Source organism: Flavobacterium hydrophilum (assembly GCF_003202405.1).
GTDB lineage: Bacteria > Bacteroidota > Bacteroidia > Flavobacteriales > Flavobacteriaceae > Flavobacterium > Flavobacterium hydrophilum.
Genome location: NZ_QJHL01000001.1, coordinates 2355770 through 2369116, shown reverse-complemented (window position 1 = coordinate 2369116; position 13347 = coordinate 2355770). Strand labels below are relative to the sequence as shown.

General features: G+C 32.0%; 13 protein-coding genes and 1 rRNA gene. 10 read left to right on the top strand and 4 right to left on the bottom strand.

The genetic code is table 11. The features are described from left to right. Positions 1-87: ribosomal RNA gene (gene rrf, locus DMB68_RS09180) — 5S ribosomal RNA — on the top strand; the annotation flags it as partial. Positions 88-230: 143 nt separating this feature from the next. Next, the gene (locus tag DMB68_RS09175; protein ID WP_110346297.1) at positions 231-1883 is read left to right on the top strand and encodes a M1 family metallopeptidase; all 1653 of its coding nucleotides are present in this window, start codon (positions 231-233) and stop codon (positions 1881-1883) included. Between the two features lie 53 nt (positions 1884-1936). On the opposite strand, the gene tpiA is transcribed toward DMB68_RS09175, so the two are convergent. Then, positions 1937-2689: a triose-phosphate isomerase gene (tpiA, locus tag DMB68_RS09170; RefSeq protein ID WP_110346296.1), complete on the bottom strand. Its 753-nt coding sequence runs from the start codon at positions 2687-2689 to the stop codon at positions 1937-1939. A 58-nt stretch (positions 2690-2747) separates the two neighbouring features. After that, positions 2748-3242: a TlpA family protein disulfide reductase gene (locus DMB68_RS09165; protein ID WP_110346295.1), complete on the bottom strand. Its 495-nt coding sequence runs from the start codon at positions 3240-3242 to the stop codon at positions 2748-2750. A 383-nt stretch (positions 3243-3625) separates the two neighbouring features. Between DMB68_RS09165 and DMB68_RS09160 the strand changes: the two genes are divergently transcribed. The 7 genes from DMB68_RS09160 to DMB68_RS09130 all read left to right on the top strand — a co-directional run bounded on the left by DMB68_RS09160 (position 3626) and on the right by DMB68_RS09130 (position 10229). Continuing rightward, the gene (locus DMB68_RS09160) at positions 3626-5044 is read left to right on the top strand and encodes an amidohydrolase family protein (protein WP_110346294.1); all 1419 of its coding nucleotides are present in this window, start codon (positions 3626-3628) and stop codon (positions 5042-5044) included. A 3-nt stretch (positions 5045-5047) separates the two neighbouring features. Then, positions 5048-5917: a chromate resistance protein ChrB domain-containing protein gene (locus tag DMB68_RS09155; RefSeq protein ID WP_110346293.1), complete on the top strand. Its 870-nt coding sequence runs from the start codon at positions 5048-5050 to the stop codon at positions 5915-5917. Between the two features lie 60 nt (positions 5918-5977). Continuing rightward, complete coding sequence (locus DMB68_RS09150) at positions 5978-6475, top strand: hypothetical protein (RefSeq protein WP_110346292.1); 498 nt, start codon at positions 5978-5980, stop codon at positions 6473-6475. An 11-nt stretch (positions 6476-6486) separates the two neighbouring features. Further along, positions 6487-7653, top strand: coding sequence for a chromate transporter (locus DMB68_RS09145; protein WP_110346291.1), 1167 nt, complete (start codon positions 6487-6489; stop codon positions 7651-7653). A 45-nt stretch (positions 7654-7698) separates the two neighbouring features. Beyond that, a complete protein-coding gene (gene rlmH / locus DMB68_RS09140; RefSeq protein WP_078229761.1) occupies positions 7699-8172 on the top strand; it encodes a 23S rRNA (pseudouridine(1915)-N(3))-methyltransferase RlmH in 474 nt (157 codons plus the stop codon). A gap of 85 nt (positions 8173-8257) precedes the next feature. Next, entirely contained in the window at positions 8258-9571 is a 1314-nt protein-coding gene (locus tag DMB68_RS09135) for an MFS transporter (protein WP_110346290.1), read from the top strand. Positions 9572-9656: 85 nt separating this feature from the next. Next, positions 9657-10229: a pentapeptide repeat-containing protein gene (locus DMB68_RS09130; protein WP_110346289.1), complete on the top strand. Its 573-nt coding sequence runs from the start codon at positions 9657-9659 to the stop codon at positions 10227-10229. Here the strand turns inward: DMB68_RS09130 and DMB68_RS09125 are convergent, their stop codons facing one another. Next, the gene (locus DMB68_RS09125; protein WP_110346288.1) at positions 10230-10727 is read right to left on the bottom strand and encodes a GNAT family N-acetyltransferase; all 498 of its coding nucleotides are present in this window, start codon (positions 10725-10727) and stop codon (positions 10230-10232) included. It lies immediately after the preceding gene. A 2-nt stretch (positions 10728-10729) separates the two neighbouring features. Beyond that, positions 10730-11770 (bottom strand): GMP reductase, encoded by a 1041-nt coding sequence (locus DMB68_RS09120; protein ID WP_110346287.1) that lies wholly within the window; start codon positions 11768-11770, stop codon positions 10730-10732. A gap of 272 nt (positions 11771-12042) precedes the next feature. Between DMB68_RS09120 and DMB68_RS09115 the strand changes: the two genes are divergently transcribed. Continuing rightward, a complete protein-coding gene (locus DMB68_RS09115) occupies positions 12043-13272 on the top strand; it encodes an HD domain-containing protein (protein ID WP_110346286.1) in 1230 nt (409 codons plus the stop codon). The last annotated feature ends 75 nt before the right edge of the window (positions 13273-13347 follow it).

Sequence of the window (13347 nt, the reverse complement as noted above, 5' to 3'; positions counted from 1 at the left end):
TCACCTCTTCCCATCCCGAACAGAGAAGTTAAGCCCGCCTGCGCAGATGGTACTGCAATTATGTGGGAGAGTATGTCGTCGCCTTTCTTTGAAAACCCTATTCTTATGGATAGGGTTTTTTGTTTTACAAAATGTTGTGATTTTAGATTGTAATATGTAATTAAAACAGAATTGAATGTTTACTTTTGTTATAAATTCGTTTTAATTTATAAATTTCAAACTTTATATTGATGAAAAGTTATATAATCATTTTTTTATCCTTTTTTATAGTTTTTACCGCAAGCTCACAAGGACTTCTTAGTAAGTCACAGAAAGTGTTTACGCATCAGGATACGTTGAGAGGAAGCATAACAAGGGAAAGAGCATGGTGGGATTTAAAGTATTATCATTTGGATGTAAAGGTAAATCCGGAGGATAAGACTATTTCAGGTTCAAATACAATTCGGTATACAGTTTTAAACGAATATAGGAAAATGCAGATTGATTTGCAGGAACCAATGCAAATATATAGAGTGACCCAGGATGGAAAAGAATTAAAATTTGAAAGAGATGGAAATGCTTTTTTCGTTCAGTTGGTTGCAGATCAGAAAGTAGGAGAAGTTAAAGAGATTATTGTTTCGTTTGGAGGAAAACCCAAAGAAGCTGTTAATCCACCATGGGACGGAGGTATTACCTGGGAAAAAGATATAAATGGGAAAGATTTCATAGCCTCATCATGTCAGGGATTAGGTGCCAGTGTTTGGTGGCCATGTAAAGATCATATGTATGATGAAGTAGAAAACATGTTAATTACTGTAAATGTACCGGGAAATTTGACAGACGTTTCAAACGGAAGATTGAAAAGTGTTAAAAAACAAAAGAATGGTACAAAGACATTTAATTGGTATGTTTCTAATCCTATTAATAATTACGGTGTGAACATTAATATTGGTGATTACGTTAACTTTTCTGAAAAATATAAAGGTGAAAAAGGTAATTTGGATTGTAATTATTATGTGCTAAGGGATAATTTAGATTTAGCTAAAGAACAATTTAAAGATGTTCCTAAAATGCTAAAAGCTTTTGAAAACTGGTTTGGACCTTATCCTTTTTATGAGGATAGTTACAAATTGGTTGAAGCACCTTATTTAGGTATGGAGCATCAAAGTAGTGTAACTTACGGGAATCAGTACAAAAAAGGATATTTAGGAAAAGATTTAAGTGGTACTGGCTGGGGATTAAAATTTGATTTTATCATTATTCATGAATCAGGACACGAGTGGTTCGCAAATAATATTACGTACAAAGATATTGCAGATATGTGGATTCATGAAAGTTTTACCAATTATTCTGAAAGTCTTTTCCTCGAATATTATTACGGTAAAGATGCTGGTGCAGAATATGTTATAGGGTGCAGAAAAGGTATTGAAAATGACATACCAATTATTGGGAACTATGATGTAAATAATGAAGGATCCGGTGACATGTATCCCAAAGGTGCCAATATGTTGCACATGATTCGTCAAATAATTAATGACGACGAAAAGTGGAAATCTATTTTAAGAGGGCTGAACAGTACTTTTTATCATCAGACAGTTACTTCTAAACAGATTGAAGATTATATTAATACGCAGTCTGGAATTAATTTTAACAGAGTTTTTGCCCAATATCTAACGACTACTAAAATTCCGGTTTTAGAATATATTTTTAAAGACGGATCTTTTGGTTATCATTGGTCTAATTGTGTAGCTAAATTTGATATGCCGGTAAAGGTAAAACTGAACGGAGTTGACCATTGGTTAAAACCAACAACAGAATGGAAATCTGAAAAAGTAACGAATGATAATAGAACTATTGAAGTAAATAAAGATTTTTATGTAACTAGTTCTAATATTACAGAATAGTAAAAAGAAACCCGATATTAGTGTGTTATCGGGTTTTTTTGTTTTATAGGTAATTAGATAGCTGTTACAATAGCAAGAAAGTCATCTGCTTTTAGGGCTGCTCCTCCAATTAAACCACCATCAACATCAGGTTTTGAGAAGATCTCCTTTGCATTTTCAGGTTTTACTGAACCACCGTATAATATAGAAACTTCATCAGCGATATCATTTCCAAAAGCTTTACGAATGGTTTCTCTGATAAATTCGTGCATTTCCTGTGCCTGCTCAGGAGAAGCTGTTTCCCCTGTACCAATAGCCCAAACCGGCTCATATGCCAAAACCACATTTGACCATGATTCTTTTGAAATATGAAATAATCCATCACGTAATTGATTTTCAACAATGTTGAAATGATTGTCTGATTGACGGTCTTTTAATTCTTCTCCAAAACAAAAAATAACAGTCATTTCGTGTTTTAAAGCTGTGTCAACTTTATTAGCAATTAAGGCATCAGTTTCATTAAAAATAGCTCTGCGTTCTGAGTGACCTAAAATTACGGTATCAACTCCAACACTTTTTAACATATCAGCAGAAATTTCTCCGGTAAAAGCCCCGCCTTCAGCCTGGTGAACATTTTGAGCGGAAACTCCAATAGGAGTATTTTTTAATTTTGCAGCAGCTGCAGCCAAGTTGATAAATGTTGGTGCAACGATAACCTGTGCGTTTGTTTTTGCAGGAATTTTTGAAATTAACTCGCTTAGTAATTCTTCTGTTTGACTAGCATTTTTATGCATTTTCCAGTTTCCTGCAACAATTTGTTTTCTCATTTTGGATAGGTATTAATTTTTTGTTTTTTATGAATTTTAAAGGTTGTTTAAATTGAAATTATTTAAGACTTTTTAGTGTCTCATTGATTTTATCAAAGTCGGTTTCTATGGCACGATATAGTACAATTTTTCCGGTTTTGTCAAGAATTATATATCTAGGAATCCAGTCTAAATCAATTGATTTCCCAAAAACACCTTTCATTCCGTCATTCATCATATAATGATCGCCTTTTAACTGATGTTTTTCAATTCCGATTTTCCATTTATCAGCGGTTTTATCAGCTGAAATGAATAAATAAGAGACATCAGGATTATTTGCTTGAAGTTCTTTTATTTTTGGCATTGCTTTTACACAGTCACCACACCATGAAGCCCATACTTCAATTACCAAAGTTTTTCCTTTGTATTTATTTAATATGTCTTTAAATGCAACCTGACTTTCATTCGTTGATAATAATTTTTCAGATAATGCTACTTCCGAAAAATTGTTCTTTTGAGCATTTGTACAAGAAAATGTAGCAAAAGCAATAAGTAATATAACTAATTGTTTCATTTTTATATGTTTTGAACAAAGTTAAACAAACAAATTGAAACAGAAATACAGAATATAAAAATTCAGGAAACAGTCAATTTTAGATTCAAAAAGAGAAAAATCGTTTATAATAGAAAAATTGAAATCGTAATAGTTATGTCCTTAAATTTAATTTTTTGATGATTCCTTAAAATAGAGATTGATGAAAAGTATTTATTTGTTTTTTTATTTGAATAATTTGCTTAATAAAACGACATAAATGCCTTAAAAAAGCTTTTGATTTTTTTAAAATGTTAATTTTTAGAATATTGATACACATTCAAAACTATAAAAATGGCAACTTATGCTAATATCTCAAATGTCTTCAAAATTGACTATATTTGCATGTAATTTAAACTTAGAGTATGACAAGGATAATTACACTTTTCTGTTTTTTGATAACACAATTTAATTTCTCTCAATCGGTTGGAAATTATTTAGAAAAAATCAGAAATAATGAGGCTCTCTTAACAGCTTTCTTTCAGCAAATGCCAAAAGGAGGCGATTTACACCACCATTTTTCAGGATCTGTTTATGCAGAACCTCTTTTAGAAAGAGTTATTGCAGAAGATTTTTATCTAAATTTAGAAACGATGGAAGTTTCGAAAATAAAACCTGCAAAAGGAGATTGGGAGACTTTTTCGTCGTTAAAAAACACAGGAAAACTGGCTTTTTATAAACAGCAGATAATGCAAACCTGGTCAGCTAAAGACTTTAATGGTGTGACTGTTCCTTCTGATGATTTGTTTTTTGATTCTTTTCAAAAGTTTTCTCCTGCAATCGAAGGTCATTTTGCAGAAGGCTTGACAGAACTTAAGAACCGTGCACTTTCTGAAAATGTAAGTTATATTGAAACGCAATTGTCTACAATTCCATGTGATATGAAAGTAGATGATCTGAATGATTTCAATTTAAAACTTCGTGAGGCTTCTGTTCAAAAAAATGAAAAAGCTGTTTTAAAACTTCTGGATGATCTGTATAAAAACATTCAACAAAGAAATGCTAAAAAATATGCGGAAGATTTTAATAACAATTTTATAACAAAACTTCACAGAGATTTAAAAATTGACGATGATAGATTTACGATGCGTTATCAAAATTTCGTATTACGCTTTATGGAACCTGTTGATTTGTTTAAAAATCTTACTATTGCTTTTATTTCCGGAAATGAAAGTAAACTGGTTGCTGGCGTAAACATTGTTTCTCCTGAAGATGGCGAAACTTCCATGAAAGATTATTGGTTGCATATGGTGATGTTTAAATATTGCCATTCTCAATTTCCTAACGTAAAATATACGCTTCATGCAGGTGAATTGACATTAGGATTGGTTCAGCCAGAAGATTTAACCTGGCATATTAATTCGGCGATTTATATAGCCGGAGCCAATAGAATTGGACACGGAGTTGATATTGCTTATGAAGCAAATTCGTATGACTTATTGCGCTATATGTCAAAAAATAATATTCCTATTGAAATTAATTTGGCCAGTAACGAATTTATTTTAAAAGTAAAAGAGGGAAGACATCCTTTTGCACTTTATAAAGAGTTTAATGTACCAATTGTAATTAGTACAGATGATGCAGGAATTTTGCGAACCAATATGACAGAACAATACGTTTTATTGGCAAAAAGATACCCAGATGTTTCGTATGCAACAATAAAACAATATGTTTACAACAGTATCAATTACAGTTTTATTCAGGATGCATCAGTAAAAAAGCAATTATTAAAAGATTTGGATGCCAGATTTATAACCTTTGAAAACCAATTTTCTAAAAAGTAACAAATGAAATGGATTACTCGGGAACGACCTAAAATAGACCGTTTAGCTTGTCCATGGCTAATTCAGAAATTTGTTGATGCTGAAGCTGAATTTATTTATGTTCCTTTTGATAATGTTATTGAAGAAGCAAAAAAGCTAAATGCAATTCCGTTTGATATTCCCGGAGTCGAATACACGCATTATGAAGATCAGTGTACATTTGACTATATAGTTAAAAAACACAAAATTAATGATCCTGCTATTGCTGTAATTTCAAAAATAGTTCGGGGAGCTGATACAGACAGACATGATATTGCTAATGAATCGGCTGGGCTTTGGGCAATTTCTGCAGGATTGGCGCATAATATTACTGATGATTCTAAACTTTTAGAAATGGGAATGGTGATTTATGATGCTTTATATAGCTGGGCTTCTCATTTATATCATCAAAAACACCTTCAAAATAGTCCTTTTGAAAATTTACTACATGAAGTTTACATTAAGTTTTTAAAAACGAATAAAACAGAGAAAAAGAAAGTTCCGGGTTGGGTAAATGAATTAAAAGAAATGATTCAGGACCAGATTGATGCTCAGTTTACATTTGACCTCAAAAAAATATCAACCGATTTAGAATTGAATCCTTCTTATTTATCAAGGGAGTTTTCTAAATATTTTGAAGACCTTAATTTTGGTGATTACATTAGGAAAATCCGAATAGAAAAAGCCATCAATCTTATTCAGAATTCAAATTATACATTAACCGAAATCTCCTATTTAACAGGGTTTTCAGATCAAAGTCATTTTACGAGAATTTTCAAGCTTCACACAGGTGAAAATCCTTCTTCATTTAGAAAAAAAATAACAAAAAGTAATTCAGATACAAAAGGTAAATAGTATCCTATTTGTTGGTTTTTAAGCTCCGTAGCTTTGTTTAAATTAATTAAACAAACTAAAATGATACGGGTTACAAATTTTCTTTTTCTTTTTTTACTATTTATTACTACTGCTTATTCACAAACTTCTTATCCAAAAATAAACGGATACGTTGGTATTATGCATCCAATTGTTACTTTCAGCAATGAGGAAACAACAACTAATTTTGACGGACATTATGTTGTTTCTTTTCCAATAGGGATTAATTTATGGAAAACATCCAAAGTAGGTTTTTCTTTCGAAATTGTTCCAACTATCAAAGACGAAGATGGAGTAAGTAAATCAAGTAATTTAACCTTTCATCCGGGAGTGCTGTTACCTCTGGGAAGTGGATTTTCTTTTGCAGGAAGAGTCGCTTTTGAAACTTCCGGCAGGTATGGTTTTACTCCGGTTTTCAATAAGACACTTATTAAAAGTGAAAATTGCAGTTACTATGCTGCTTTGCCTTTGCCTGCCCGATTTGGCAATGATAAACCGGCAACGTTTACTATTGGATTTCAATTCGGAGTTTTATTTTAAAGAAAATTGTCATGATAGAAAAACCAACTTATACTTTACGACAGCTTGTTTACTATTTTTTGAAACTGGGAACAACCGGATTTGGAGGTCCTGTTGCTTTAGTAGGTTACATGCATGAAGATCTGGTAGAAAAGCGTAAATGGATTTCAGAGGAGAACTATAGAGAAGGTCTGGCATTAGCACAACTGGCTCCGGGACCTTTAGCGGCACAACTTGGTATTTATTTAGGTTTTTTGCATTATAGAATTTTAGGTGCGACACTGGCTGGATTAGCTTTTATAATTCCTTCCTTTATTATTGTTGTCTTATTAAGTATTACTTATACGATCTACGGAGGACTGTCATGGCTGCAGGCTATTTTTTATGGTGTTGGCGCGGCAGTAATTGGAATTATCGTAATGAGCTCATATAAACTTACACAAAAAGCTATTGGAAAGTTTACATTAGAATCACTAAAAAATAATTGGCTTTTATGGTTAATATTTGGAGTGTCTTTGGCTATAACATTGGTAACAAAACGAGAGCATATTTTATTATTTATTTGTGCAGGTCTTATGTATATGTTTTATAAATCTCCTCAAAAATTTTGGAGAACGAAAAAAACATACTCCTTGTTTATGCTGCAAATTTTATTTTTTAATGATGAGCTGACAATTTTACAAAAAATAGCAATTTTCTTTATCAAAGCTGGAGCCTTTGTTTTTGGAAGCGGTTTAGCGATAATCCCTTTTTTATATGCAGGTGTAGTGACAGAAAATCACTGGTTAAGTGAACAGCAATTCCTTGATGCTGTTGCTATAGCAATGATTACTCCAGGCCCGGTAGTAATTACAGTTGCTTTTATAGGATATATTGTTGCCGGATTTTCAGGCGCATGTGTATCTTCATTAGCGACATTTTTGCCGTGTTATTTATTCACGGTTATTCCGGCTCCTTACTTTCATAAAATTGCAAAAAATGAATCTATAAAAAACTTTGTTACAGGTATCACAGCAGCAGTTATTGGGGCATTAGTAGGGGCTGTAGTTATAATTGCATCAAGAAGTATTGTTGATGTATCGACCGCATTAATTGCAATTCTTACTATTTTTGCTTTAATATTTATAAAAAAAATATCTGAGCCAATTATTATTTTAATAGCGGCATTTTCAGGTATACTAATAAAATTAATGCTATAGACTTCAAATCATTTTTATCTTTGCTGTTCATAAATCAATTTAAAAATGAATATCAAACTTATCGCCATTGGCAAAACGGATAACAAATCATTACAAACATTAATCGATGATTATACTAAACGGTTGTCGTTTTATATCAAATTTGATTTAGAAATCATTCCCGATATTAAGAATGTAAAGAATTTATCTGAAAGCCAGCAAAAAGAGAAGGAAGGAGAGTTGATTTTATCTAAATTGACACCTACAGATCAGTTGATTTTATTGGATGAAAACGGAAAAAACTTCTCAAGTGTTGGTTTTTCTGAAGAGTTGCAAAAAAAGATGAATTCCGGAATCAAAACGCTGGTTTTTGTAATTGGGGGGCCTTATGGCTTTTCAGAAACAGTTTATAGTAAGGCACAAGGCAAAATTTCACTTTCACTGATGACTTTTTCACATCAGATGGTGCGTTTGTTTTTTATAGAACAATTGTACAGAGGTTTTACAATTTTAAGAAATGAACCTTATCATCATCAATAAAACTAATTATTGATTATTTATTAATGAAGATTCAGTGATGTTTATAAGAAAAAATAAATAAATTAGCTCCTTCAAAACCATAACCATGACGAACTTACCAAAAGGGAGTAAAAAATTATTGAATGCCTGGGCCTTTTATGATTGGGCAAATTCAGTTTACACTCTTACAATCGCATCAGCTGTATTTCCTATTTTTTACGAAGCCTTATTTTCTGAACGAGGACATTATATAGAAGTTTTTGGATTGGAATTGAAAAATTCAGCCCTGATTAGTTTTGTAACCGCATTTGCCTTTGTATTTGTAGCCGTCTTTTCACCATTATTATCCGGTATTGCAGATTATGTTGGGAATAAAAAATCATTCATGAAATTTTTCTGCTATGTTGGGGCTTTATCCTGCATGGGACTGTATTGGTTTAACCTTGAAAACATTTACATCGGATTATTGTTTTATTTTCTGGGGCTTATTGGTTATTGGGGAAGTTTGGTTTTCTATAATTCCTATTTGCCGGATATTGCGTTTCCTGAACAGCAGGATAAAATTAGTGCCAAAGGGTATTCTTTAGGGTATATTGGAAGTGTAATTTTACTGATTATCAATCTGGCAATGATTATGAAACCAAAAATATTTGGAATCACTGGAACAGATGGTGAAGCAGCTATGAAAGCCATGAGATATTCTTTTATTATGGTAGGAGTGTGGTGGATTTTGTTTAGCCAGTACAGCTATTATTTTTTACCTAAGGGAAGCAAAGAAACCAATCAAAAGTTATCGAAAGATGTTGTGTTTAATGGCTTTAAAGAATTAAAGAAAGTTTGGGCAATATTACAGAATAATATTCCTTTAAAAAGATACTTAGGCGGATTTTTCGTGTCAAGTATGGCGGTTCAGACTGTAATGTTGGTAGCGACTTATTTTGGAGCACAGGAAATTCAGTGGGCATCTAAAGAAGAAAGTACCATCGGTTTGATTATTTGTATTTTAATTATACAATTGGTTGCTGTAATCGGAGCTATTTTAACTTCTAGAGCTTCAGAGAAATTTGGTAACATCCCAACTTTAATTGTTATCAATACTATTTGGGCAGTTTTTTGTGCACTTGCTTTTTTTATTACCTTGCCAATACATTTTTATGTTATGGCTACAGTAGCAGGATTTGTAATGGGAGGAATTCAGGCTTTGTCACGCTCAACATATTCAAAATTATTGCCTGAAACAGAAGATACAGCATCATTTTTCAGCTTTTATGATGTTGCTGAAAAAATAGGAATCGTAATAGGGATGTGTCTTTACGGAATTATCGATCAAATTACAGGAAGTCCTCGTTTGGCAATTGTATTCTTAGGATTGTTTTTTGTGACTGCAATTTTTCTTTTAAAAAGAGTGCATAAAAAATAATTAGTAAAATAATATTTCAGTCTAAACGCAATTATCATACATTTGATTTTTGCGTTTTTATTTTAAATTAAACAATAAATCTTTAATGACGAGCAAGTATTTCCTTGATAAAGAATATAATAATGTCATTTATGATAAGGATGGTGCTAATTTTAAGGAATTTGAATCTTGTGTTTTTAATAATTGTAATTTTTCTGCCTGCACTTTTTTAGTCGTTACATTTATTGATTGTGTTTTTAATGACTGCACTTTTTCTGAAGCAAAAATCAATTATGTGGCTTTTAGAACAGCAACTTTTAATCGCTGTGAAATCAAAGATGTAAATTTTGCCATGTGCGACAAACTCATTTTCGAAATTCATTTTAACGATTGTATTTTAGATTTTTCAAAGTTTTATACCTTAAAAATAAAAGGAACAACTTTTACAAATTGCAGTTTAGTTGCCGTCGATTTTATGGCTGCCGATCTTACTAGTGTTCTTTTTGATAATTGTGATTTGTATCGTTCTGAGTTTAATAAAGCGATTGCCAACAAAGCTGATTTCAAAACGAGTTATAATTACACCATTGATCCATCCAAAACGAAACTTAAAAAAGCTGTTTTTGCTTTGAATGAAGTAAAAGGTTTATTGTTTAAGCATGATGTAATTGTGAGCTGATTACAACTTTTTTTCCATCACATAATCCTCCATTAGGTAGCCATTTCCAATGTCAATATTGACTTCATCAATGATTTCAAATCCTATTTTTTTATAAAAACTTAATGCAGAGTTAAAACGGTTTACATTTAAAGATAAGCTTGTTGAATTATTTTCTAAAGCCAGTTTTTGAATCTCTTCAATTACTTTTTTGCCAATACCTTTCCCCTGTGTTTCAGGCAAAAGATAGATTTTATGAATTCGGGTTACTGGTTCATTTTTATAATCATGCTCAATTCCGATAAAACCTAAAATTGATTCGTTTTCTGAAATCAAGTAAAATAATTGCTCTTTTTTCTCGATTTGACTGATTAAAGCTTCATCAGAATAAATTAAATCGAGCATGTAATCTAATTGTTCATCCGTCAAAATTTGACCATATGTAATTGGCCAGGTTAGATGCGCAATTTGTTGAATTTTAATAATATCCTCAATTGAAGCTTCGTTAATTTTGATCATACTTATTTTGTAAAAACTTGATTTTCCTGCTCACTTACTCGGATAAAAGTGGTACGTTTTGTCAATTCTTTTAGTCGGGAAGCACCCACATATGTACATGTACTGCGTAAACCGCCTAAAATATCGAAAACCGTTTTGATTACGTTGCCCTTAAACGGAATCTGAACTGTTTTTCCTTCACTGGCTCTGTATTCAGCAACTCCACCGGCATGTTTGTCCATTGCAGTTGCAGAGCTCATCCCGTAAAATTGTTTGAATTTTTCGCCATTAATTTCAATCAATTCGCCACCGCTTTCAGTGTGTCCGGCTAACATTCCGCCAAGCATTACGAAATCTGAACCTGCCCCAAAAGCTTTTGCTACATCGCCCGGAGTTGCGCAGCCTCCGTCACTAATAATATGTCCGCCCAAACCATGAGCAGCATCAGCGCATTCAATGATAGCCGAAAGCTGCGGATAACCTACACCGGTTTTTACACGGGTTGTACAAACTGATCCGGGGCCAATTCCGACTTTGACAATATCAGCTCCTGCTAATAATAATTCTTCGGTCATTTCGCCGGTTACTACATTTCCTGCAATTATAACTTTGTCAGGATATTGTTTACGGATTTGTTTTAAAAACTCAACAAAATATTCTGAGTATCCATTGGCGACATCAATACAAATAAACTTCAGTAACGGATTTTCTTGAATAATTTCTGCAATTTTTGCAGCGTCTTCTTTTCCTATTCCGGTGCTAATGGCAATATAATTATAGAAATCAGGAGATACGTTTTTTAGAAAATCATTCCATTCCTGAGGCGAATAATGTTTATGAATAGCAGTAAAAAGCTTTTCTTTGGCTAAAACAACAGCTATATCAAAAGTACCTACAGTATCCATATTGGCTGCCATAATTGGAATTCCTGTCCATGTGCTTGTACTATGCAAAAACTTAAAATTCCTTTCTAAAGATACTTCAGCTCTGCTTTTTAAAGTGGATCTTTTTGGTCTGATCATTACATCTTTAAAGCCTAATTTAAGATCGGTTTCTATTCTCATGATTTTTGAAATTTTTGTTACTTTCAAATATATTAATTTTGAAAGCGACAGGGTTTACAACAACACAAAAACTAATCTTTAGTTATCAACATCTTACAAAAAAGAAAATTTCAGCAATTTGAAGTTATGATTGTGTTTTGTTGTAAATTGTTTATAGTAAGTATTTTTTTGTTTTTTTGACAACTGAATTTCTTTTTGTTTTTTAAGATAAAAACAGAAAACGGTTTATAGTTAATTACTTATCTTTGTTGACCTAAAAAATTACCAGAATAGTGAATCATATTAATAAGTTAAAAATATTCAATGACCCCATTTATGGCTTTATTTCTATTCCGAATGAGCTTATTTATGATTTAATTCAGCATCCTTATTTTCAGCGTTTGCGCCGAATTTCACAGATGGGATTGTCATATTTGGTTTATCCTGGAGCTAACCACACACGTTTTCATCACGCTTTGGGATGTATGCATTTGATGCAAAAAGCAATTGAAACACTTCGTTTTAAAGGTGTTGCCATTTCATCCGAAGAAGAAAATGCATTGTATATTGCCATTTTACTGCATGATATCGGACATGGACCTTTTTCACATGCAATGGAAAAAAGTATTGTAGAAGATGTTAATCATGAATCCATTTCGTTATTGTTTATGAATCAGTTAAATAATGAATTTGATGGAAAATTGAGTTTAGCAATTCAGGTTTTTAAAGGAGAATACCACAGAAAGTTTATGCTTCAATTGATTTCGAGTCAGTTGGATATGGATCGAATGGATTATCTAAAGCGCGATAGTTTTTACACAGGAGTTGCAGAAGGAAATGTGAATTCTGAACGATTGATTCAGATGATGAATGTTGAAAGCGACATTTTAGTTATAGAAGAAAAAGGGATTTATTCAGTAGAAAAGTTTCTGTTGTCAAGAAGATTAATGTACTGGCAGGCTTATTTGCATAAAACAAGTCTGGTAGCTGAATTAATTTTGATGAAAGTACTCAAACGGGCAAAAGAATTAACGTTGAAAGGAGCTAAATTACCTTGTAGTGAACCGCTTTTATATTTCATGCAAAATAAAATTTCACTTGAAAATTTTGATGCTGAAAAATTAGATTTGTTTTCTCAATTAGATGATTTCGATATCATTAGTGCTCTTAAAGCATGGCAAAAATATAATGATTTTATATTGTCTACTTTGAGTAAAATGATCATTAACAGGGATTTATTGAAGATTAAAATGAGTGCTGATAAAATTCCGATGGAAGATTCTCAGTCTATGAAAGAAGAATTTGCAGAACAGTATCATATATCAGCTCTGGATGCAGGTTATTTTATTTTTAGGGGGAAAATAAAAAATCAGGCATATAGTAAAGAGGCTGAACCTATACGAATTTTGAAAAAAGATAAAACAATTGAAGATGTTGTCGAAGCTTCTGACCAGTTGAATTTGAAATCGTTATCTAAATTGGTGACAAAATATTACATCTGTTTCCCAAAACAACTAATTTAAAATTAACATTTAAAACCTATTTTTTATATTTTTGTCGGAATGAAACGAACTAATACATTTTTTTTGAATAAAAAC

What these genes read in the sequence shown, in the direction of transcription:
- DMB68_RS09175 (WP_110346297.1), top strand. Translation starts at nt 231, where the DNA reads ATGAAAAGTTATATAATCATTTTTTTATCCTTTTTTATAGTTTTTACC.
- tpiA (WP_110346296.1), bottom strand. Translation starts at nt 2,689, where the DNA reads ATGAGAAAACAAATTGTTGCAGGAAACTGGAAAATGCATAAAAATGCT.
- DMB68_RS09165 (WP_110346295.1), bottom strand. Translation starts at nt 3,242, where the DNA reads ATGAAACAATTAGTTATATTACTTATTGCTTTTGCTACATTTTCTTGT.
- DMB68_RS09160 (WP_110346294.1), top strand. Translation starts at nt 3,626, where the DNA reads ATGACAAGGATAATTACACTTTTCTGTTTTTTGATAACACAATTTAAT.
- DMB68_RS09155 (WP_110346293.1), top strand. Translation starts at nt 5,048, where the DNA reads ATGAAATGGATTACTCGGGAACGACCTAAAATAGACCGTTTAGCTTGT.
- DMB68_RS09150 (WP_110346292.1), top strand. Translation starts at nt 5,978, where the DNA reads ATGATACGGGTTACAAATTTTCTTTTTCTTTTTTTACTATTTATTACT.
- DMB68_RS09145 (WP_110346291.1), top strand. Translation starts at nt 6,487, where the DNA reads ATGATAGAAAAACCAACTTATACTTTACGACAGCTTGTTTACTATTTT.
- rlmH (WP_078229761.1), top strand. Translation starts at nt 7,699, where the DNA reads ATGAATATCAAACTTATCGCCATTGGCAAAACGGATAACAAATCATTA.
- DMB68_RS09135 (WP_110346290.1), top strand. Translation starts at nt 8,258, where the DNA reads ATGACGAACTTACCAAAAGGGAGTAAAAAATTATTGAATGCCTGGGCC.
- DMB68_RS09130 (WP_110346289.1), top strand. Translation starts at nt 9,657, where the DNA reads ATGACGAGCAAGTATTTCCTTGATAAAGAATATAATAATGTCATTTAT.
- DMB68_RS09125 (WP_110346288.1), bottom strand. Translation starts at nt 10,727, where the DNA reads ATGATCAAAATTAACGAAGCTTCAATTGAGGATATTATTAAAATTCAA.
- DMB68_RS09120 (WP_110346287.1), bottom strand. Translation starts at nt 11,770, where the DNA reads ATGAGAATAGAAACCGATCTTAAATTAGGCTTTAAAGATGTAATGATC.